Consider the following 21,940-nt stretch of genomic DNA (forward strand, 5'->3'; position numbering starts at 1 on the left):
AATTAAACCCACTGAAAGCAAATAAAAACCAAAAAGACAAGAATTTAAGTTAATTAACCAACCGAGTTCACAGAGCCAGATTTTTTTCAAGCTAAACTCTATCAACGATGAGCAAAGACAAAGCATGAAACTTTGTTAATGGGAAAACCACTTAGCCGCCGCTTTTATTCATTTTCTGGCCACATTTCTAGCTTATGCAGCCGCTGCTAGCGACTTACATAACGATAGAAACAGGGCACTGGAGAAACGTTAACGAAAGCCAACATCGATATAAAGCACTCTGCCGCTACCCCCCTTGGCTGGCTTATCATAAGCCACTGATTTTTAATCTATTTATATGAAGAAGGGTTACCTACGTCCGTCAAGAAGGCCGAGCTAAACAATACGTTGCCTTGTTGAACACGGAGGCTTTAGAGCAATTAATTTTGTTTCTGATCATTCATTTTAGAGGAAAGCCAAATCTGAAAAATCAAGCTATAAATAAAACTACTCATTTCTCACTGGTACTCTTTAACTGACCTCTTAACTGGCGAAGGATACTGGTTTTTAAACTTCATCGGCGATGTTCCAAATCTTTCTTTAAATGCCGTTGAAAAATTCGCACTGCTACTAAATCCTACATGAGCAGCTATAGCGCTAACAGAGAGGTGGGTATTAGACAAGAGCTCACGTGCTTCATTCATACGTATTTCGCGAAGATACTCATATACAGTCATACCCACCATATCTTTAAAAGCGGCATTAAGACGTTTTGCATTAGTACCTACTAAGCGCGCCAGCTCCTGTAGGCTCGGAGCATCAGATAGAGAGTTCAGCAAATGAACCCGAGCACTGTGATAAAGAATATTGTTAATAGGGTTAGCTTGTTCGCTATCTAGGCGCACTTCATCAAGGTCATTATAAGCAGACGATTTTTGCTGCACCCGATTACGCAGATGAATTGCCATGCGTAATTTAACCTCATCAAATAAATAAGGTTTTTGAATGTAATCTACAGCTCCTACCAGCAATCCTTGAACACGCTTCTCGGGCTCCGAGTAGGCTGAAAGAAAAATAACCGGAACGTTTTCGGTAAAAGGATCATTTGCTAGTACTTTACATGCCGCATAACCATCACACTCAGGCATCTCGACATCCATCAAGATTAAGTCAGGTAGTACAAGACGCGCTTTGTGAATGCCATCGATGCCATCTTGCGCATGAAATACTCGACACCCCTGGTGCAAAAGATACGAAGAAATAAGCATACGATCTGCTTCGGCATCGTCAACTACCAGAATTTTTTTCCCCGCTAGATCATCCATATCCACGCCGCCGCCAAACAAGTGTTGAGTGTTTACAATTTTACTCATGCGTTAATGTTTTTTACTCATCAATAGCTGAAAAGCCATATAGACAACAAAAACAATACCCGCCAGAAAACAAAAAACCTCTCTAGGAAAGAGGTGGTGTGCTAGTGCATCAAACAAAACCAGAGAAATGTTAAATAATGATTCTAATTAGCCACCCTGATCACACACCTTTCTTGCTTCGAGACAAGCGATGGAATCATACACTTTATAATTATTAAAAAAAGTTAAATTTATCAATAAAAACAGGCACTAACGACCGCGCCAAGCCAAGCCCTGAATCAATAAATCGCCAAAATTAACACAACAAACCAACACTTAAAGAAAAAACAAAAAACTATTAATTAAAATATATTAAAACAACCCCGCCGCTCACTTTAAAAAAAGAAAACCACCTTAATCTATTAAAACTCGGCAAAACATTTAAACCATTTAAACTATTTTTTATCTTTGCAAAAAAGCATGCAGCGCTCTATCAGGGCATTTAATCCAACAACCTTCACGACACCAAAGAACTATTCATAAATCACTGACAGCGACACAGGCCAAGTCACGAAAAAACGTGATACGATAATCTTCTATAAAAGCTATATTTTCAAAAGCTATATTTTCTGTCGTTTTGCGACAACTTCATCGTCAGGGGAATCAATACTCACCATGTCGTCAGCTACAGACTGCGTCGCTACGCTTATTGATGACTTCCAGAAGCGTCGGCCTATTCGCGCCGGCTCGCTAATTATTACCGTCTATGGCGACTCTATCGTTCCACGGGGTGGTACTGTATGGCTCGGCAGCCTATCAAAACTGGTGGAACCCATCGGTATCAACGAGCGGCTGGTGCGCACATCGGTTTATCGGCTGACCCATGAAACCTGGCTACGTGGCGAGAAGGTCGGTCGTCGCAGCTACTACCGCCTGAGCGGCCCCGGGCGACGCCGTTTTGAACAAGCCTTTAAGCGCGTCTATCACGGTGCCCAGCCCCCCTGGTCCGGCCAATGGACACTGGCGCTTCTGACTCAGCTATCGGCAGATCGACGCCAGCAGATTCGTGATGAGCTTGAATGGCTCGGTTTTGGTAGTTTTGCTCAGGGCGTGCTAGCACATCCCACGCTGTCATGCGCGGAAACCATGGTGGCCTTGCAGGAGCTTGATGCGGCAGACGATACGATCGTGATGCAGACGCAGGCCATGGAGCCCATGACCAGTAAGCCGCTGCGCCTTCAGGTCAGAGATAGCTGGAATCTCGACGAACTCGCCGAGCTGTATCAGCGTTTTCTAGTTAAGTTTCGCCCACTGTGGAATGCACTCAACGCAGAGAACCATTTAGGACAAGAAGAGTGCTTCATTGCCCGCACCTTGCTGATTCATGAGTATCGTAAGGTTCAACTACGCGACCCTCTTCTGCCTGATGAACTACTCCCCACGGCGTGGGAAGGTCGCTACGCCCATCAGCTCTGCCGCAACCTCTATCGGTTGCTCTACGAACGCGCAGAACGCTGGTTGGATCGACACCTAGAAACCGCCGAAGGCCCATTACCAGCCCCTGGCCCCAGCTTCTACCAACGCTTCGGCGGGTTGGAATAAACGCCTTACGTGTCTTATAAACGCCTTGCGTATCTTATGGTGAGGACACCTGCCCTCCGTTGAACTAGACAGCCTATAAGGGCCAAGCTGGAAGCGACCGTCCAGCTTGGTTGCACTGCACCAACTCAAGGTGGCGCATCCCCCAGCCGTCGATAAAGCGTCGAGCGGCTGATACCTAGCGCCCGGGCAGCGGCAGTCATGTTTCCCCCATGGGCTTCGAGCGTACGCACCATATGGGTCCGCTCCATTTCTCGCAGTTCTTGGCAACCGTTGCCAAGACCCTCCGGTGAGACCGGATTACGAGCATTATTTTCTGTGGGCTGAGCAAGCTTACGCTGCCAACGCGGCGAAAGCCCTTCTATGGTTAGCCGTTGGCACTCTGGCTCAGCTCCCACCAAAGCCGCTTCCAAACAGTGAATTAGTTCCCGCCAGTTGCCAGGCCAAAGGTAGCCAGCCAAACACTCTAACAAGGACTCATCCAGCGCCAGAGAGCGGCCATGTTGGCGACATAGTGCTGCCCAGTGTTGACGAATCTGTCCCGCGAGATCAGCCTGCTCGTTCAGCGTGGGAAGTTCTACTACCACCCCAGCCAGACGATAAAAAAGATCTTCGCGGAAGTCACCGTTTGTCACCAGACTTTCCAAATCGCGATGGCTCGCGGCTATGACTCGGCAGTCGATGGGAACCTCGCGGTGATCGCCCAGAGGTGTCACCACTTTCTCCTGCAGCACCCGCAGCAGACGGGCCTGCAGCGCCAGCGGCATGTCACCGATCTCGTCGAGCATCAAAGTGCCGCCATTAGCTTGCACCAAACGCCCGCTGTACCCGCCCTTGCGGGCGCCGGTGAAGGCACCTTCTACATAGCCGAACAGCTCCGCCTCGATAAGACTTTCGGGTAGCGCAGCACAGTTGAGTGCCACGAAGGGCCGCTGCTCGCCGAGACGAGTATGTAGGGCTCGGGCCAACTGCTCTTTTCCGGTGCCAGTTTTGCCTTGGAGCAGTACAGGCAAACCTGCTTCCAGTGCCCGACTAGCCCGGCGAGCCTCCCGAGCCAGCGCCTCAGGCCAATCCTCCACCAGCGCCTCAAGCCCACGAGAGAGGGATGGTTCGGGCAACGCCGGCCTCACAGTGGCTTCTCCGCTCAAAACTGCCGGCTGCCACTGATCCGGGGGATTAAGCCGCCCCACCAGTTGGGCGCCGGTAAGCGGCAGCCCCAGTAAGACCGAGCACCGTTCGCATTGGCGACAGATTTCTTTCCAGGAATTGCCCAATAATTCTTCAATATGGCGACCAATTAGTGAGGCAGAAGCCTCGCCCAGCCATTGGGCAGCCTGAGAATCAACCGCCAGGATCAGCCCCGAGTCGTTCATGGCCACTAGACCACAACTCACGCTGTCCAGCTCCGCCAGTGATGCATGCACCTGGAGCACCCATCGCTGCTGGTAGTGGTGGAAAAACAGCCGTTGCTCCAACGCCCCCGTGAGCTGCTGTACTCGGCGCAGGAAAATTTCTGGTCGTGGGTGATTGGCTTCAAAGGTAAGGTCGATCAACCCCAAACAGTCGCCATTGAGATCAAACAACGGGGCGGCGACACAGGAAACAGGGTTGTCGGGAAACAGCAGATGCTCGCAAGACTTAACCAACACCGGCGCCCGCTCGATGAGTGCTAGGGCAGGTGCATTGGTTCCGAACCAGCGTTCATCCAGGTTGATGCCAGCCCCGATGTGAAAACGATCATTAAGCACGAATCGCTGGCCGTAGCTCTTGAGCACGGTGGCATCCGGGGTTGCCAGCAGCAATTGACAGCCACGCAGATCCTCCGTCACTCGCCTGATCAACGGGTCAGCTAGTTCGATAAGGCGACGATGCATCTCGCGCTGAGCGCGAAGTTCGCCACTGTCGAGTCGCGGCAACTCGGGAAGGCTACCAAGCTGCAGTCCATGCTCAATGCAGCGCTGCCAAGAACGGTCGATACAGGCATCGAGCATACCCATCGGTAGTTGCTGGCCACGGAGCAGATGTTCACGGGCCTGGAGAATCACGTCGGGGGTTCTCAGGACTGTTTTGGAGATCATGGGCCTCTCCCAGCGAGGTCGGCGAGCTGTCCCAGAATGCGACAGCCGTCGTGTCCGGCGACGAAACGGCGCAGCAGTGTCGTCATAACCGATCTTCAACTCACTGATATTGTTGTGATTATATTATCTCCCTGAGCTGGCACGGGGCTTGCTAGGGAGTACTTGCTAAGGAACATGAGAGGCGTGCAATGCTTAGCACGCACTCACAACAATCATAAATCAGTCTGCCAGGAGCACAACCATGACGCAGCCTTCCATTGCTATTCAAGCTTGGCTGGATAAAAGCCATGCTCTTTTTATTGGCGGCCAGTGGCGCCCCGCCACCAGTGGCCAGACGCTGGATGTTTATAACCCTGCCACCGCGGAAGTGATCAGTCGGGTTCCGGCGGGTGATGCCACCGATATTGATGCTGCAGTCGGTGCTGCCCGGGAAGCCTTCCGTGACTGGCGCAAGTCGCGGCCAGCCCAGCGAGAGAAACTGCTGCTGGATCTAGCCGACGCTCTGGAAGCCCGCGCGGATGACTTTGCCCTACTCGAAACACTAGACAACGGCAAGCCAATAACTTTTTCGCGGCATATGGACGTAGCTCTCGCTATCGACTTTATCCGTTATACTGCAGGCTGGGCCACCAAAATCGAGGGGCGTAGCATGACACCCTCGATGCCTTTCGTGCCCGAAGACAAGCACATTGTCGCCTACACCCGCCGCGAGCCCATCGGCGTGGTGGGTGCCATCATCCCCTGGAATTTCCCACTGCTGATGGCAACCTGGAAGATCGCTCCGGCCCTAGCAGCCGGCTGCAGTATCGTACTCAAGCCCGCCGAGGACACCCCGCTCACCGCCCTATTGCTGGCAGAGCTGGCCGAGCAAGTAGGCTTTCCGGCTGGCACTCTCAACGTCGTCACCGGCCTGGGGCACACCGCTGGGGCAGCACTGGCCAGCCACCCAGGAATCAATAAGATAGCCTTCACCGGATCGACCCCCGTGGGTAAGCAGATCGGGCATTCCGCCATGGAGAACCTGACCCGTACTACCCTGGAACTAGGTGGTAAGTCACCGGTGATGGTGCTGGCCGACGCAGATGTCGAAGCAGCCGCTGCCGGTGCGGCTCAGGCAATCTTCTTTAACCAAGGGCAGGTGTGTACCGCTGGGTCGAGGATCTATGTACATGAATCGATCCATGATGCCTTCGTCACTAAACTCGCCGAACAGGCCCAGCAGCTAACGCTAGCGCCGGGCTGTGAACCCACCAGTAGCCTGGGCCCGCTGGTCTCCTCCAAACAGCAGCAACGAGTGTTGACGTATATCGAACAAGCGCGCAGCGACGGCGGCACTATCGTCACTGGCGGTGGTAAAGGCAGCGAAATCGGCTACTTCGTCGAGCCGACGGTGATCACCGGCTTGGCCCAGGAAAGCCGCTGTGTGCAAGAGGAGATCTTCGGTCCGGTGGTCGTGGTCCAGACCTTCCGCGACCTAAACGAACTGGTCTTGCTGGCCAACGACTCTCCTTATGGACTGGCCGCCAGCATCTGGTCCAACGATCTTGCGGCGGTCAATCGCCTGGTACCAGAAATCGAGGCCGGTAGTATCTGGGTCAACGGCCACAACCTGCTGGACGCCTGCATGCCCTTCGGCGGCTTCAAACAATCGGGCATTGGCCGCGAGCTCGGCGACTCACTGATCGAGCATTACACAGAGCAAAAATCGGTTGTAATGATCGTTTGACACGAAGCCTTCTGGCATCGATGGGTGTGACCTGCTTCAAAACACTATAAGGATAAAAACATGATCAATTTTCTCCCTGACGGAATAGCCAGGAGCTTGCTAAAGCCCCTGGTCATGGCACTAGGCCTTGCATCAGCTGCCAGCGCTAATGCCGTTGATGTAGACCCAGGTGACTATACAGCTCTTCCAGCTGGCACCAACCTTGCCATGCTCTATTACCAGCATGCGACCAATAACAAACTCTACGCTAATGGCGATAGAGTGCCTGTAGATGCTGGGCTTGATACAAATATAAGTATTTTCCGGTACGTGCATTTCATGGATATCGGCGGCTATACCGTTGATCCTCAGATCCTCCTCCCCTTCGGCAGTATCGAGGCCCAGGATGATCTGGCATCCATGGGTAGCACGGATGGCATCGCGGATCCTATCCTGGCGGCTACGGTCTGGTTGATCAATGAGCCAGAGGACAATCACTACTTCGGTATCACGCCCTTCCTACATGTCCCTGTCGGCAGTTATGACAGTAACCGAGCCCTTAATATGGGCGAGAACCGCTGGAAGTTCTCGCTCCAGGCCGGATATATCCGGGGTCTGACGGAGACCCTCTCACTCGATTTGGCTGCCGATGTCACCCTGTATGGAAAGAACTCCGATTTAGGGAGCGAAAGCTCCAGGCTCGAGCAGGACCCTCTTTACCACCTACAAAGCTATATGCGGCATAACTTAACCCCAACCTGGGATATTCGTGGGGGACTTTCCTATACCTATGGCGGTGAAACCGAGATCGATGGCCAGCAGCAGAAGGACAAAACTGAAACTATTAGCGCCACTATTGGCACAGGCTATTTCATTACCCCGACTGTTCAGATGCTCGCCAATTATGGCCGAGATATCTCGGTAGAGAATGGATTCAGAGAAGAGCATCGCATCAACCTTAGGCTGATGAAGGCATTCTGAAGTTTTCGATCAATGAGCAACGCCAGGAAAAGAACAATGAAAATAACAACGATGAGCGTAGTCGCGTCAGGTGTAGTGCTGGGTATCCTATCGATAGGCGTGACGTTGCCCAGTAAAGCAGATGTAGAGGAGTTGGCCAGCATTGATAATGCCGCAATTGCCAAGAACCGAGAGACAGGCAACGATTGGCCAGCTCATGGCTTCGATGATGCAGGGACACGCTTCAGTCCTCTGGAGCAAATCAACGACAGTAATGTGAATGGTCTGAACCTCGAATGGTCTTACAGCTTAGCATCGACTCGAGGCGTCGAAGCAACGCCTATTGTCGTTGATGGAGTGATGTATGTGACAGCACCTTGGAGCGTCGTTCATGCTATCGATGCGCACACAGGGGAGAAGCTCTGGGTCTATGACCCCAAAGTACCCCGGAGCTACGCCGAAAAAGGCTGCTGTGACGTGGTCAACCGCGGAGTTGCCGTCTACGAGGGCAAGGTTTTTGTAGGCTCCTTTGATGGTCGGCTGATCGCACTCAATGCTCAGAGTGGCGAGCAGGTGTGGGAAGTCGATACCCTTATTGATCACTCAAGGCCTTATACCATCACCGGTGCTCCACGTGTCTTCAATGGAAAGGTGATCATCGGTAACGGGGGCGCCGAATATGGGGTGCGAGGTTATATCACCGCCTATGACGCCGACACCGGAGAAGAGGCGTGGCGCTGGTTCACAGTGCCTGGCGACCCCTCGGAGCCCTTTGAAAATGAGGCCATGGCTATGGCCGCCGAGACCTGGGACCCCAGCGGTCGTTATTGGGAAGCCGGTGGCGGCGGCACCGTCTGGCACTCCATGGTCTTCGATCCCGAGCTCAACCTTATGTATGTGGGAACCGGAAACGGTTCTCCCTGGGCACACCGACTGCGCAGCCCAGGAGGCGGGGATAACCTATTCTTAGCCTCCATCGTCGCTCTGAACCCTGATACCGGAGAGTACGTCTGGCACTATCAACAGACGCCGGGGGATAACTGGGACTATACCTCTGCTCAAGATATTATTCTGGCCGATATCATGTACGAAGGGGAAAAGAGAAAGGTGTTGCTGCACGCGCCAAAGAATGGATTCTTCTTTGTTATCGACCGCGAGACGGGAGACTTCCTTTCAGCGGAAAATTTTGTCCCTGTCAATTGGGCCACTGGCTATGACCAAGATGGGCGTCCCATAGAGACCCATGAGGCTCGCTCAGAAGATACGCCCTTTGACGCTATCCCAGGGCCATTTGGTGGCCATAATTGGCATGCTATGTCTTATAGTAAAGATACTGGTTTAGCCTACTTCCCCGCACAACATGTACCGGTCTCCCTTCAGCAAGCGGGTAGTTGGTCCTATGAAGAGGTCGACTTTGGCCAGCCTATGTCTGGGACAGGCTGGAATGTAGGTATGTACATCAACCCAATCCCTCCCTCCGAGCAACCCTTTGGCCGACTGTTAGCCTGGGATCCTATTGCACAGGAGGAAATATGGCGTTACGAGCATACCTCACCCTGGAATGGCGGCACCTTAGTCACCGCCGGTAACCTAGTCTTTCAGGGAACGGCAGATGCTCGTTTCATGGCATTCAATGCCACCACCGGCGAAAAGCTGTGGGAGGCACCACTGGGCACAGGGGCCATTGCAGCGCCCGTAACCTACGAAGCGGATGGTCGTCAGTTTGTCTCAATCGCGGTGGGCTGGGGAGGCGTTTATGGGCTATTCCAGCGTGGCTCAGAGCGTAGCATTCCTGGTACGGTATACACTTTCTCCCTGGATGGAGAGGCTCAATTCCCTGAGTTCACCAAACACCAGCTCGACGCTTTAGTGTCTGGCGTTGACTATAACCCAGAAGACATTGAAGCAGGGACAGCGCTATATGTCAGCCACTGCGCTTTCTGTCATGGGGTTCCCGGCATAAACCGGGGTGGAAACATCCCCAACCTGGGCTATTCGAATGCGGCCATAATCGAGCACCTTGAACAGTTCGTCCTTGGCGGACCTCTCATTGAGCGGGGTATGCCAGATTTCACGGGCCGGCTTACTGAGCGGGAAATCAACCAGATAAAGGCCTTTATTCTCGGAACGGCAGATGCCATCCGCCCTGCCAGCAACGATTAATGGATCGAATAATCAGCAGGACCTAGGAACGCGACCAGAATCCTACACCGCTATAAGCGCCCCAGCATGCTGGGGCGAACTCAGATAAGGGAGGAGTACCTCTGGCGCAAAGGGACATTCAACCTATGGTGGGGTGGAAGATGGCTCGCCAGGAGGAGGGAGACGATGGTAGCGAGCCATACCATAATTATCGCCTTGCTACGCTGTGCTCTGCTGCTTAGGCTGGGTGTCACCAGCCAGCAAGGTTGGCCGGTCAGCATCAAGCTCTGTCAGCGGTTCACAAGGCTCCAAGCTGTCTCGGCAACGGGTCACTAAACGCTGATACTCTTGAGTACCCTGCTGCTTCCAAGCAAACTCTTCGTCGCTCAGCGCGCGCTTCACCTTTGCTGGCGCTCCCATCACTAACGACTGTGGCTCACACTCAAACCCTGCTTTAACAAACGCGGCCGCCGCGACAATAGAGCGCTCCGCTATGTGGGCACCGTCCATCACGACAGCATTCATACCCACCATGGCATCACGCCCAACCACGCAGCCATGCAAAACCGCACCGTGGCCGATATGGCCATCTTTCTCCACTTTAGTGACGCAGCCAGGAAAGCCGTGCATAACGCAGGTATCCTGCAGGTTGGCGCCCTCTTCCAGCACCAAACGGCCGAAGTCACCACGCATCACCGCGCCGGGGCCCACGTAGCAGTTGGGGCCAACAATCACATCCCCGATAAGCACTGCGGTCGGGTGGACATAGGCTGTTGGGTGCACCACTGGCGTCACCCCTTCAAGACGATAGTAAGGCATCACGTTCTCCGTTAGTTCGGTTGGCCGTGGCGACGGCTTTGCACCACCACAAAACGACTGGCAACAAAGGCTTGATTACATAACGAGGCATTGGCCGCAGGATTACCGCCGGTGGCGTGAAAGTCACTGAAAGCAGCCGACTGGTTGACGAATATCCCCCCATCCAGATTCAGAGAAAGCGGAGCGGCAACATCCATCGCCAGCGCTTCGAACTGCTCTGCCACTGCCTCATCGGTGGTATAGCCACCGAGGGTTATCGCGCCTTTTTCGCGAATCACCTCACGCGCCAATTCAATGCTGTGCGCGGTATTCTCCGTCGCGATAACAAAGCTGATGGGGCCGAAACGCTCTTCACTATAGGTGGTCTTCTGCGCGGCATCTACTTTGAGGATAAGCGGCGTATGAATGCGGGCGTCAGGGAAATGAGCGTGCGTTCGCGACTCGCTATCCAACGCTATGTCGCCCAAGTCACGGCACGCATCAATGCGTGCTTGCGTCTCCCGAGACTGGAGGGCACCCAGCACCGTGCAGGCGCGGTCGTTGTCGCTCAGAAACGCTTGGACAGCTTTGGCAAGCGCTGCCGCCACGTCGTCAAAGCTTAACGGGCCATCTGCTGTTTCAATACCGTTTTTGGGTACATAAATGGCCTGAGGAGTCGTACACATCTGGCCTGAATAGAGGCTCAGCGAGAAAGCCAGGTTCGCTGTGACCGCTTTAAGATTTTCCACGCTGTCGATAATGACCGTGTTGACACCGGCTTTCTCAGCGAACACCTGAGCCTGAGTGGCGTTCTCTATCAGCCAATCACCAAAGGCATTGGAGCCGGTGAAATCGATTAGCTTAACCGCAGGATCAAGCGCCAGCGTTTTTGTCAGCGGCGCATCGACAGTGTCGGGGGCTAAACTTACTAGGCAAGGATCAAAGCCTGCTTCCTCAAGCACCTGCTGAGCAACCCGCGTGGTTATCGCCACTGGCAAAATAGCACCAGGATGCGGTTTAACAATGACCGGGTTGCCTGTCGCCAGACTGGCAAACAAGCCGGGATAAGTGTTCCAGGTGGGGAAAGTAGAACAGGCCACTACTAGCGAGATACCGCGCGGCACGATGTGAAAACGCTTATCCATCACGATAGGTTCATGCTTGCCCTGAGGCTTAACCCACTTTGTGGTAGCGGGAATCTGCGCCATCGCCTGCCAGGCATGGGCTACGGCTTCAAGTCCGCGATCTTGGGCATGCGGCCCACCCGCCTGAAACGCCATTAACGGCCCCTGGCCGCTAGTATGCATCACCGCCTGGGCGATCTCAGGGCTCATGGTATTTAGCCGTGACAGGATTTCCAGACATACCCCCACACGCGCCTCAGCCCCGGCATCCCGCCAGTCACGCATTGCGACTTGCATGGCCGCTATTAGCTCGTCGGGGTTTGGCTGGTCATAAGTAATGCCAAGCTCAAACCCATAGGGGGAGACTTCGCCACCCACTTGCTGGGCGCTGCCAATACGATTAAGCGTGAATGGTTGATTGAGCAGTGACTCAAATCTCGATGGTGCCGCTTTAACGGCATCTTCCGGGTATTTGCGCATGCTTTCTGGATAGGGTGTCCAAAAATCACGCCTAGAGATGGCGCCGACAGCTTGGTTAAGAGTCTCACGGTGAAGGTCAAACATCTGCTGCGCTGATTGCGTCATGGGGCGCTCCTGCACTCATTTTTTTGATACGCTATATCAACGAAGACTATATTTACCGTAACAAAACATCAAACACTTTGCCTGTTACTGCTTACTCAAGCAGTAGCTAATCACCATCAAAAAATGCGATAAAAACTGGCTCATGGTGACTTTCCCTAGCCATTTCCGGGCATTTAATACCATGGTCTAGCATTGATTTTTTTATTCGCCAAAACCAACACAAGCCATTGTTAAAAATACACAAATTATCAGAACCACCAATAAGTGACACATGATTTAAAATCAATCAATGTTGATGCGTATCAAAATAAATCTATACTCGGCAGATATTCATCCTGTGCGCCACAGGCCGAACAGAGGTAACAATGCCCACTACGCTCAAAATAACCCCACCCCTGAAAGGCGTTCTCTGCATCACGCTGAATCGCCCTGAAGCACTGAATGCACTTAATACGCAACTACTCGGCGAGCTCGCCGACACCTTGAGCGACGCGGATAGTAACGACAACGTGCGCGCCGTAGTGATTACCGGCAATGCAAAAGCATTTGCCGCCGGTGCGGATATTAACGAAATGGCTGAACGTGACCTGGTGGGCATGCTGGAAGATCCTCGCCAGCGCCACTGGGCCACCATTACGCGTTTTCGCAAACCGATTATTGCTGCAGTCAACGGCTATGCCTTGGGCGGCGGCTGCGAACTAGCCATGCATGCCGACATCATCATTGCCGGCGAAAACGCCCTGTTCGGCCAGCCAGAAATCAACCTGGGCATCATGCCCGGCGCTGGTGGCACACAGCGCCTGCTTAGGGCGGTGGGCAAATCACTGGCAACCCAGATGGTGCTGACTGGTGAGCCAATTTCCGCTCGCCGCGCCCTCGAAGCTGGTCTGATTAGCGAAATCACCCAGCCCGAACTTACCCTTGAGCGCGCCACGGCCATTGCAACGCACATTGCTTCTAAGGCTCCGCTGGCCGTGCGCTTGGCACGCGAATCGTTACACAAGGCGATGGATACCGACTTGGCCACCGGCCTGCGCTTTGAACGCCATGCGTTCACCTTGCTAGCGGGCACCGCTGACCGCGAAGAGGGCATTCGCGCCTTCCAAGAAAAACGACCTGCCACTTTTCAAGGGCACTGACACAAGGATACTCCCCATGAGCCAAGCGCCCCTGCTTTATAGCGTGGAAGACGGCGTCGCCCGTATCACGCTGAACCGTCCCGACAGCCTGAACAGCTTCAATACTGACATGCATGCCGAAATGCGTAAGGCGTTAAAAGCCGTGCGTCAGGACGCAAGCGTTCGCGCTTTGTTACTGACCGGCAACGGCCGTGGCTTCTGCGCCGGTCAGGACCTTTCCGACCGCAGCGTCGCCCCCGGCGAGCAAGCGCCCGACCTCGGTGAGTCGCTTGAGAAACGCTACAACCCTATGCTGCGCGCCCTTAAAGATATGCCGTTCCCGACTATTTGTGCGGTAAACGGCGTGGCCGCCGGAGCCGGTGCTAACATCGCCCTGGCTTGCGATATCGTATTGGCCGCGCGTTCAGCAAGTTTTATTCAGGCCTTCTGTAAGATCGGCTTGATTCCAGACTCCGGCGGTACTTGGACACTGCCTAACTTGGTCGGCATGGCGCGCGCCAAAGGCCTAGCAATGCTGGGTGACAAGCTTCCCGCCGAGACCGCCGAGCAGTGGGGCATGATCTGGCGCTGCGTCGATGATGAGGCGCTACAGGAAGAAGCCATGAACATGGCTCGCCATTTGGCCACTCAACCGACGCGCGGCTTGGCACTGATCAAGCGCGCCCTGCACGCCAGCAGCGATAACAGCTTCAACGAACAGCTCGACCTGGAGCGTGATCTGCAGCGCCTAGCCGGACGCACGGAAGATTACCGCGAAGGCGTCAGCGCCTTTATCGAGAAACGTCGTCCGACCTTCAAGGGAGAGTGAGATGTCAGCCCTCCCCACGTCCGCCGTTATTGGCGTGATCGGCGCAGGCGCCATGGGTGCCGGTATCGCTCAGGTTGCCGCCCAGGCTGGCCACTCGGTGGTCTTGCATGACAATCAACCGGGTGCCGCCAAAGCGGGTATTGATAACATTCGTCGTCAGTTGGAAAAGCGTGTTGCCAAGGGCAAGATGAGCCAAGGGGATGTGGATAACATTATTGCTCGCCTGCAGCCCGCCGATGCTATCGATGCCTTAGCCGACAGCCGTTTGGTTATCGAAGCTATCGTCGAAAATCTTGAGATCAAGCGTCAGGTATTCGCCCAATTGGAAGCGCTATGCTCAGCGGATACCCTGCTCGCTAGCAATACCTCGTCGTTATCGATTACCTCCATTGCCGCGAATCTTGAACACCCAGAGCGTATGGCGGGAATGCACTTCTTCAATCCCGCCCCCATCATGAAGCTGGTGGAAGTGGTGTCGGGCTTGGCGACCACCAGCGAGGTTGCTGAAACCCTGTACGCCACTGCCGTTGCCTGGGGCAAGGTCGCGGTGCACGCCAGCTCCACCCCAGGATTTATCGTTAACCGTGTGGCACGGCCATTCTATGCCGAAGGGCTACGACTGCTACAGGAAGGTGCCAGCGATGCCGCCACGATAGATGCGCTGCTGCGTCAGGCGGGTGGGTTCCGTATGGGGCCTTTCGAGCTGATGGATCTAATCGGTCATGACGTTAACTACGCGGTGACCCGCTCGGTGTTCGATGCCTACTACGGCGACACCCGTTTCGAGCCTTCCTTAGTACAGCAAGCGTTGGTGGAAGCCGGACGCCTGGGGCGTAAGTCCGGCCAAGGCTTTTTTGACTACGCGGGTGAGAACGCTGCGAAGCCACAACCTAAGTTTGCGGCTCCAGCAAACGCGGAACTACCCGCACTTGTCGTACAGGGCGCCCCTGGCGTGATCGCTCCACTGCTGGAGCGCGCCCAGGAAGCTGGGCTCGACGTCGTTCGTCGCGAATCACTCCAGCCAGATGGCACCCCTCGCTTATATCTGGGTGACTTGGTGTTGGCTCTTAGCGACGGGCGGTGCGCCGCCGAGCGCGCGGTCAATGAAGGGCTCAACGCCCTGGTCCTGTTCGACCTGTGCCTGGACTACCGCAACGCCAGCGCCATCGCACTTGCTGCCAGCCACACCACATCACCTGAAGCCCGCCAACTGGCAACGGCGTTCTTCCAACGCCTGGGGATCGACGTAGCTTGGCTAACCGATACCCCAGGGCTGGTGGTACTGCGCAGCGTGGCTATGCTCGCCAATGAAGCTGCCGACGCCGTACTCCAGGGTGTCTGCAGCGCTCAGGATGGCGACTTGGCCATGCAGGCCGGCGTCAACTACCCCCGCGGCCCCTTGGCCTGGGCAGACTCACTGGGCCTACCCTTCGTTCACCGCACCCTTACGCATCTACAGCAGAGCTACGGTGAACAGCGCTATCGCAGCTCGTTTCTGCTGCGGCGCAACGCCTTGAGCGAGGAAAGCTTTCATGAGTGATCCCCAACTCACCCCACAACAGCTGGCGGAAGCCTGTGCCGACGCGATGTTTTCCCGCGACCATGCCAGCCAAGGGTTGGGCATGCGCATTACCCGTGTCGCCCCCGGCTTTGCAGAACTGACCATGACCGTGCGCCAGGATATGGTGCAGGGGCACGGCAACTGCCATGGCGGATTTCTGTTTGCCCTGGCCGATTCCGCCTTTGCGTTTGCCTGCAACAGCTACGATGAAGCCACCGTCGCCGCTGGCTGCAGTATCGACTACCTCGGCCCTGGTCAGCTAGGCGACGAGATCACCGCCACCGCCGAAGAGCGCAGTCGCCGTGGGCGCACCGGCATATACGACATTACGTTGCGCAATCAGCACGGCGATACCATTGCCCTGTTCCGCGGGCGTTCCTACAAAATTCGCGGCAGCGTACGCCGCCTGGAAGATACTGACGCAGAAAATACCGCTGCTGGAGATAACCTATGAAAGACGCGCTGATCATTGATGCCATTCGCACCCCGATAGGCCGCTACGGCGGCGCACTCTCCAGCCTGCGTGCCGATGACCTGGGCGCCATTCCGATGCGCACCCTGATGGAACGCAACCCAAGCGTCGACTGGTCATTGATTGACGATATCTTTTACGGCTGCGCCAACCAGGCCGGGGAAGATAACCGTAACGTGGCGCGCATGTCCGCGCTGCTGGCAGGGCTGCCGGTCGAGGTGCCCGGCACTACCATTAATCGGCTGTGCGGCTCAGGCATGGATGCGATAGGCAATGCCGCCCGCACCATTAAAACCGGCGAGGCGGGATTGATGATCGCTGGAGGGGTCGAGTCGATGTCGCGGGCGCCCTTCGTAATGGGCAAGGCCGAACAAGCCTTTTCACGCCAAGCTGATATTTTCGACACCACCATCGGCTGGCGCTTCATCAATCGCGCTATGAAAGCTCAATTCGGCGTGGATTCCATGCCCGAAACCGCTGAAAACGTAGCTGAGCAGTTTGGCATTTCTCGACAAGATCAGGATGCCTTTGCACTGCGCAGTCAGCAGCGCACCGCCGCCGCGATGGAAGCAGGCCGCCTGCGCGAAGAGATAGTGCCCGTCGAGATACCCCGCCGCAAACAAGACCCGCTGATCGTGGATACCGATGAGCACCCGCGCGCCACTACGACCGCCGAGCAGCTTGCCAAGCTGCCCACGCCCTTCCGCGAAGGCGGTAGTGTGACAGCGGGAAATGCCTCGGGGGTTAACGATGGCGCCTGTGCGCTACTGCTGGCATCTGCCGAGCAGGCTGAGCGTTTCAGCCTCACGCCGCGCGCGCGCGTAGTGGGTATGGCCACCGCTGGCGTGGAGCCGCGCATTATGGGGTTCGGCCCCTCCCCCGCTACCCGTAAGGTACTCGCCCAGACCGGGCTTACCCTCGGCCAAATGGACGTTATCGAACTCAATGAAGCCTTTGCTGCTCAAGCCTTGGCGGTCATGCGTGACCTGGGACTGAGCGACGATGCCGAACACGTCAACCCCAACGGAGGCGCCATTGCACTCGGCCACCCGCTGGGCATGAGCGGCGCTCGATTGGTGACCACCGCCCTGCATGAACTCGAACGTCGGCAAGGGCGCTTTGCGCTATGCACCATGTGTATCGGTGTCGGACAGGGCATTGCTCTGATCATTGAGCGCTTATAAGCCTCTCACCACTGACTACAGCTTATAAAACGTAACTCAATAATAACTTGCTTGACCGGAGACTCCTGATGAATCAGCCCGCTACGCGTATCGACACTGCGACTCTCGACCCTTTGGAAACCGCCAGCGTCGACGAGCTGCGCGCCACTCAGGTCAAGCGCCTGAAGTGGAGTTTGCAGCACGCTTACGACAACGTGCCGTTCTACCGCCAGTCATTCGACAAGGCTGGCGTACATCCTGACGATATTCAGTCGCTTGACGATCTCGCCAAACTGCCGTTCACCACCAAGGCCGATTTGCGCGACAACTATCCGTTTGGCATGTTGGCCACACCGATGAGCGAGATTGTGCGCATTCACGCTTCCAGCGGCACCACTGGGCAACCCACCGTGGTGGGCTACACCCAGAAGGATATTTATGTGTGGTCCGATGTGGTGGCGCGTTCGATCCGCGCCGCTGGTGGCAGCCGTAATGACAAGGTACATGTGGCCTATGGCTACGGCCTGTTTACCGGCGGGCTGGGTGCCCATTACGGTGCCGAGCGGCTGGGCTGCGCGGTGATCCCCATGTCGGGGGGCCAGACTGAGAAACAGGTTCAGTTAATTCGTGATTTCCAGCCGGATATCATCATGGTCACGCCGTCTTATATGCTCAACATCGCTGACGAGATGGAGCGCCAAGGCATCGATCCACGCACGCTGCCCCTGCGCACCGGCATTTTCGGCGCCGAACCCTGGACCGATAGCATGCGCACGGCCTTGGAGCAGCGCTTGGGCATCGACGCCCTGGATATTTACGGCCTCTCTGAAGTAATGGGCCCGGGCGTGGGCATGGAGTGCCTGGAAACCAAAGATGGCCCAACCATCTGGGAAGATCATTTCTACCCCGAGATCATCGATCCGGTCAGTGGTGATGTACTGCCAGACGGCGAATACGGCGAGCTGGTGTTCACCACCTTGACCAAAGAAGGCCTGCCAGTGATTCGTTACCGCACCCGCGACCTGACCCGTTTGCTGCCGGGCACCGCGCGCCCCATGCGCCGCATCGACAAAATCACTGGCCGCAGCGACGACATGCTGATCATTCGCGGCGTCAATGTGTTCCCCACCCAGATCGAAGAGCAACTGCTCAAGATCGCGTCGCTGTCACCCCACTATGAGATCGAAGTTAGTCGCCAAGGCAATATGGACATGGTGCTTGTGCGGGTAGAAGCGAGTCATCATGACATCGCCCGCGATCCAACAGCCTGTGAACAAGCAGCGAAACAGCTTCAGCACGCCATCAAGACGTACATCGGCATTAGCACTCAGGTTGAAGTGTGCCAAGTAGAGAGCGTAATGCGTTCGCTAGGCAAGGCCAGACGCGTCAAGGATCTACGCTAGTATTGCCATAGATAGCGCTATTAGAGCCACGCCCTTGCAGCCCCCCTGCAAGGGCTTTTTCACTTTAAATAACCTGCTTTTATTAAAAAATAGAGAGCATTAAGAATCACTTATGCCGAATCTTTTTTTCCTTATAAATCAATAATATTTAATTTATACATAATCACAAAGTCTTAAAGTGACACACAAAAATAGTTATTGATAAAATATTTTGTGTCACTATACTTCAAGCAAGATAAATCACACTCCCTGATAGTCCGACGCCGCGGAGGTCTTATGTACGCGCAGCTCGTTGAAACCGGTTCTAACAAACTCAAAACGCTTGATGAGATGGGCCCTGAGGAACGCCAGTTCCAGGAGCGCATCAATGACGAAATTAAAATAGAACCCAAGAATTGGATGCCGGACGCCTACCGTAAGACGCTGATCCGTCAGATCTCCCAACACGCGCACTCAGAGATCGTCGGTATGCTGCCGGAAGGTAACTGGCTGACACGTGCACCAACCCTTAAGCGCAAGCTACAGCTAATGGCCAAGATTCAGGATGAGGCGGGTCACGGCCTGTACCTCTATAGCGCTATGGAAACCCTGGGGGCCGATCGTGACGAAGAGATCGACAAACTTCACGATGGGCGCGCCAAGTACTCCAGCATCTTCAACTACCCAACGCTCAACTGGGCGGACATGGGCACTATCGGCTGGCTGGTCGACGGTGCAGCCATCGTCAATCAAGTGCCGCTACAGCGCACCTCTTACGGCCCCTACGCCCGCGCCATGGTTCGCGTGTGCAAGGAAGAGAGCTTCCATCAGCGCCAGGGTTATCAAATTCTGCTGACCATGATGCAAGAGGGCACCGACGACCAAAAAGCCATGGTGCAGGACTCCATCAACCGCTTTTGGTGGCCATCGCTAATGATGTTCGGGCCATCTGACGAAAACTCACCCAACAGCGCCCAGTCGATGGCCTGGAAGATTAAGCGTCACAGCAACGATGAGTTACGCCAGCGCTTCCTCGACCAAACCGTACCGCAGCTAGAGCTGCTGGGCTGCACCGCTCCAGACCCGGATCTCAAATATAACCAAGAGACCGGTCACTATGAGTTTGGTGAAATCGACTGGCAGGAATTCTTTGACGTCGTGAAAGGCAACGGCCCCTGCAACCGCGAGCGTGTCGAAGCACGTCGCAGCGCCATTGATAACGGTGCCTGGGTGCGCGAAGCCGCCGTGGCTTATGCCGCCAAGCGTCAACGCAAAGCCGCCTGAACTGGCAACGTCTGATTTTTAGACCCGACTTTTAAAACACTATTTTTTAGAACAATAGGGAGTCTCGCGAGACTCCTCTGACCACTGAGGCATCTCTCATGGCTGACTGGCCCCTCTTCGAAGTTTTTATCCGCAGCAAGCACGGCCTTAACCACAAGCACGTCGGCAGCGTACACGCCGCTGATCGCAGCATGGCAATCGAAAATGCCCGTGAGCTTTACACCCGGCGTAACGAAGGAGTGAGCATCTGGGTGGTTCCGGCCAGCGAAATCACCGCGTCTTCTCCCGATGAGAAAGAACCGCTGTTTGACCCGTCTAATGACAAGGTCTATCGCCACGCATCCTTCTACAAACTGCCGAAAGAAGTCGGCCACATGTAAGGGAGGCTGTCATGCAGAACATGGCCCTGAAAAATACTGCTCTGAAAAACGCGGCTCAAAAAACGCAAGCACCGCTGACTGACTACCTACTACGCCTTGGCGACAACGCGTTAGTACTGGGTCAGCGCCACGCACAGTTATGCGGCAAGGCGCCGGCGTTGGAAGAAGAGCTGGCCTTAATGAATGTAGGGCTCGATCTCTTCGGGCAAGCACGCAACTGGCTTGACTATGCTTCTGAACTGATGGCGACCGACGAGATCGATGCCGATCATCTGGCCTTTCGCCGCGATGCCCAGGACTTTCGTAATCTGTTGATCACCGAGCAGCCCAACGGTGACTTTGCCGACATCATGGGACGTCAGTTTTTGTTCGATGCTTGGCACGTTCATCTACTGGATAGCTTGACCGAGTCCAGCGACCCGCGAATTGCCGAAGTGGCTGCCAAGTCGCTCAAAGAAGCAACGTACCATCTCCGCCGCTCCTCTGAATGGGTGATTCGCCTTGGCGATGGCACCGAAGAAAGCCACGCCCGTATGCAGCGCGCACTCGACAACCTCTGGCAGTTCACCGGCGAGCTACTGCAGGTCGACGAGATTGATCAGGCCATGATAGAGGCTGGTATCGCGCCTGCCCCTGAAACCATTGCCGCTCGCTGGAAAGCGACGGTGGAAGAGGTGCTTGAGGAAGCCACGCTTGAGCGGCCTTCCTACGACGCCTGGATGTATACCGGCGGCAAAGTCGGCCATCACACCGAGCACCTGGGCTTTCTATTGGCGGAAATGCAATACCTGCCGAGGGCATATCCCGATGCAACCGTCTGGTAACCCACCGCCAGCTCCTGGCAGTGATGGGCTTATCGATAACAGGTCTGATGACTGGCCTTCCAGTGACTTGATTGGCAGCGACCGGCGCGGACTGCCACCCGCCGGTGAGCAAGGTGATGTCGGCGCTGTGCTGGCAGTACTTCAGGAAGTGCCAGACCCAGAAGTGCCGGTGGTTAGCGTAGTTGAGCTGGGAATTGTGCGCGCTATCGACTGGGTGGACGGTCGCTTGACGGTCAATGTGACCCCCACCTACTCCGGCTGCCCGGCGACAGAAGTTATCGAACAGCATATTCATGAAGCGCTGGTGGCCGCTGGCTACCCAGACCCGCTGATTCAGCGCCGCCTGTCACCCGCCTGGACCACCGATTGGCTGACCAACGCTGGGCGCGAAAAATTGCGCGCTTACGGCATCGCGCCGCCGGTAGGGAGCGCCAGCAAGCGCAGCCTGACGGGCCAGTCTGACCCGGTAGTGCCCTGCCCGTTATGTGGCAGCAACACAACCGAACGCGTCAGCGAATTCGGTTCTACGGCTTGCAAGGCGCTCTACCGCTGCCGCGATTGCCTGGAGCCTTTCGATTATTTCAAGTGCCTGTAAAACGACGAGA

The 21,940-nt window shown here is 55.2% G+C and carries 18 protein-coding genes; 14 read left to right on the top strand and 4 right to left on the bottom strand.

Annotated features, from left to right (window positions below):
* Positions 1-497 precede the first annotated feature (497 nt).
* Positions 498-1,352: a response regulator transcription factor gene (locus tag IR195_RS18510; RefSeq protein WP_206048282.1), complete on the bottom strand. Its 855-nt coding sequence runs from the start codon at positions 1,350-1,352 to the stop codon at positions 498-500.
* A gap of 654 nt (positions 1,353-2,006) precedes the next feature.
* On the opposite strand from IR195_RS18510, the gene paaX reads away from it, so the two are divergent.
* Positions 2,007-2,933, top strand: coding sequence for a phenylacetic acid degradation operon negative regulatory protein PaaX (paaX, locus tag IR195_RS18515; RefSeq protein WP_125752369.1), 927 nt, complete (start codon positions 2,007-2,009; stop codon positions 2,931-2,933).
* Between the two features lie 125 nt (positions 2,934-3,058).
* On the opposite strand, the gene IR195_RS18520 is transcribed toward paaX, so the two are convergent.
* Positions 3,059-5,008 carry a sigma-54-dependent Fis family transcriptional regulator gene (locus IR195_RS18520; RefSeq protein ID WP_206048283.1) on the bottom strand — a complete coding sequence of 650 codons (1,950 nt, stop codon included), beginning with the start codon at positions 5,006-5,008 and terminating at the stop codon, positions 3,059-3,061.
* Between the two features lie 241 nt (positions 5,009-5,249).
* Between IR195_RS18520 and IR195_RS18525 the strand changes: the two genes are divergently transcribed.
* The 3 genes from IR195_RS18525 to IR195_RS18535 all read left to right on the top strand — a co-directional run bounded on the left by IR195_RS18525 (position 5,250) and on the right by IR195_RS18535 (position 9,836).
* Positions 5,250-6,734, top strand: coding sequence for an aldehyde dehydrogenase family protein (locus tag IR195_RS18525; RefSeq protein WP_206048284.1), 1,485 nt, complete (start codon positions 5,250-5,252; stop codon positions 6,732-6,734).
* A 114-nt stretch (positions 6,735-6,848) separates the two neighbouring features.
* On the top strand, positions 6,849-7,694 hold the full coding sequence (locus IR195_RS18530; protein ID WP_241006763.1) for a transporter: 846 nt from the start codon (positions 6,849-6,851) through the stop codon (positions 7,692-7,694).
* Between the two features lie 36 nt (positions 7,695-7,730).
* On the top strand, positions 7,731-9,836 hold the full coding sequence (locus IR195_RS18535) for a PQQ-dependent dehydrogenase, methanol/ethanol family (RefSeq protein WP_241006764.1): 2,106 nt from the start codon (positions 7,731-7,733) through the stop codon (positions 9,834-9,836).
* 198 nt (positions 9,837-10,034) lie between these two features.
* On the opposite strand, the gene paaY is transcribed toward IR195_RS18535, so the two are convergent.
* Together paaY and paaN are read right to left on the bottom strand one after the other, a co-directional pair.
* Positions 10,035-10,634: a phenylacetic acid degradation protein PaaY gene (gene paaY, locus IR195_RS18540; RefSeq protein WP_146944974.1), complete on the bottom strand. Its 600-nt coding sequence runs from the start codon at positions 10,632-10,634 to the stop codon at positions 10,035-10,037.
* Between the two features lie 11 nt (positions 10,635-10,645).
* A complete protein-coding gene (paaN, locus tag IR195_RS18545; RefSeq protein ID WP_206048286.1) occupies positions 10,646-12,322 on the bottom strand; it encodes a phenylacetic acid degradation protein PaaN in 1,677 nt (558 codons plus the stop codon).
* A 365-nt stretch (positions 12,323-12,687) separates the two neighbouring features.
* On the opposite strand from paaN, the gene paaF reads away from it, so the two are divergent.
* The 10 genes from paaF to paaD all read left to right on the top strand — a co-directional run bounded on the left by paaF (position 12,688) and on the right by paaD (position 21,930).
* Positions 12,688-13,461, top strand: coding sequence for a 2,3-dehydroadipyl-CoA hydratase PaaF (gene paaF / locus IR195_RS18550; protein WP_206048287.1), 774 nt, complete (start codon positions 12,688-12,690; stop codon positions 13,459-13,461).
* Positions 13,462-13,477: 16 nt separating this feature from the next.
* Complete coding sequence (paaG, locus tag IR195_RS18555) at positions 13,478-14,269, top strand: 2-(1,2-epoxy-1,2-dihydrophenyl)acetyl-CoA isomerase PaaG (protein WP_146944972.1); 792 nt, start codon at positions 13,478-13,480, stop codon at positions 14,267-14,269.
* 1 nt (position 14,270) lies between these two features.
* The gene (paaH, locus tag IR195_RS18560) at positions 14,271-15,809 is read left to right on the top strand and encodes a 3-hydroxyacyl-CoA dehydrogenase PaaH (RefSeq protein ID WP_125752411.1); all 1,539 of its coding nucleotides are present in this window, start codon (positions 14,271-14,273) and stop codon (positions 15,807-15,809) included.
* Positions 15,802-16,284, top strand: coding sequence for a hydroxyphenylacetyl-CoA thioesterase PaaI (paaI, locus tag IR195_RS18565; RefSeq protein ID WP_206048288.1), 483 nt, complete (start codon positions 15,802-15,804; stop codon positions 16,282-16,284). Before paaH ends, paaI begins: the two co-directional genes overlap by 8 nt.
* Positions 16,281-17,486 (top strand): 3-oxoadipyl-CoA thiolase, encoded by a 1,206-nt coding sequence (gene pcaF, locus IR195_RS18570; protein ID WP_206048289.1) that lies wholly within the window; start codon positions 16,281-16,283, stop codon positions 17,484-17,486. Before paaI ends, pcaF begins: the two co-directional genes overlap by 4 nt.
* Positions 17,487-17,554: 68 nt before the next feature.
* On the top strand, positions 17,555-18,868 hold the full coding sequence (paaK, locus tag IR195_RS18575; RefSeq protein ID WP_206048290.1) for a phenylacetate--CoA ligase PaaK: 1,314 nt from the start codon (positions 17,555-17,557) through the stop codon (positions 18,866-18,868).
* Positions 18,869-19,144: 276 nt separating this feature from the next.
* Positions 19,145-20,131 carry a 1,2-phenylacetyl-CoA epoxidase subunit PaaA gene (gene paaA, locus IR195_RS18580; RefSeq protein WP_146944970.1) on the top strand — a complete coding sequence of 329 codons (987 nt, stop codon included), beginning with the start codon at positions 19,145-19,147 and terminating at the stop codon, positions 20,129-20,131.
* A 98-nt stretch (positions 20,132-20,229) separates the two neighbouring features.
* Positions 20,230-20,511 carry a 1,2-phenylacetyl-CoA epoxidase subunit PaaB gene (gene paaB, locus IR195_RS18585; RefSeq protein ID WP_009723077.1) on the top strand — a complete coding sequence of 94 codons (282 nt, stop codon included), beginning with the start codon at positions 20,230-20,232 and terminating at the stop codon, positions 20,509-20,511.
* A gap of 11 nt (positions 20,512-20,522) precedes the next feature.
* Positions 20,523-21,335, top strand: coding sequence for a 1,2-phenylacetyl-CoA epoxidase subunit PaaC (paaC, locus tag IR195_RS18590; RefSeq protein ID WP_206048291.1), 813 nt, complete (start codon positions 20,523-20,525; stop codon positions 21,333-21,335).
* Complete coding sequence (gene paaD / locus IR195_RS18595; RefSeq protein ID WP_241006765.1) at positions 21,319-21,930, top strand: 1,2-phenylacetyl-CoA epoxidase subunit PaaD; 612 nt, start codon at positions 21,319-21,321, stop codon at positions 21,928-21,930. The genes paaC and paaD overlap by 17 nt, the downstream gene beginning before the upstream one ends.
* The last annotated feature ends 10 nt before the right edge of the window (positions 21,931-21,940 follow it).

It is taken from the genome of Vreelandella venusta, assembly GCF_015689495.1.
Taxonomy (GTDB): Bacteria; Pseudomonadota; Gammaproteobacteria; order Pseudomonadales; family Halomonadaceae; genus Vreelandella; species Vreelandella venusta.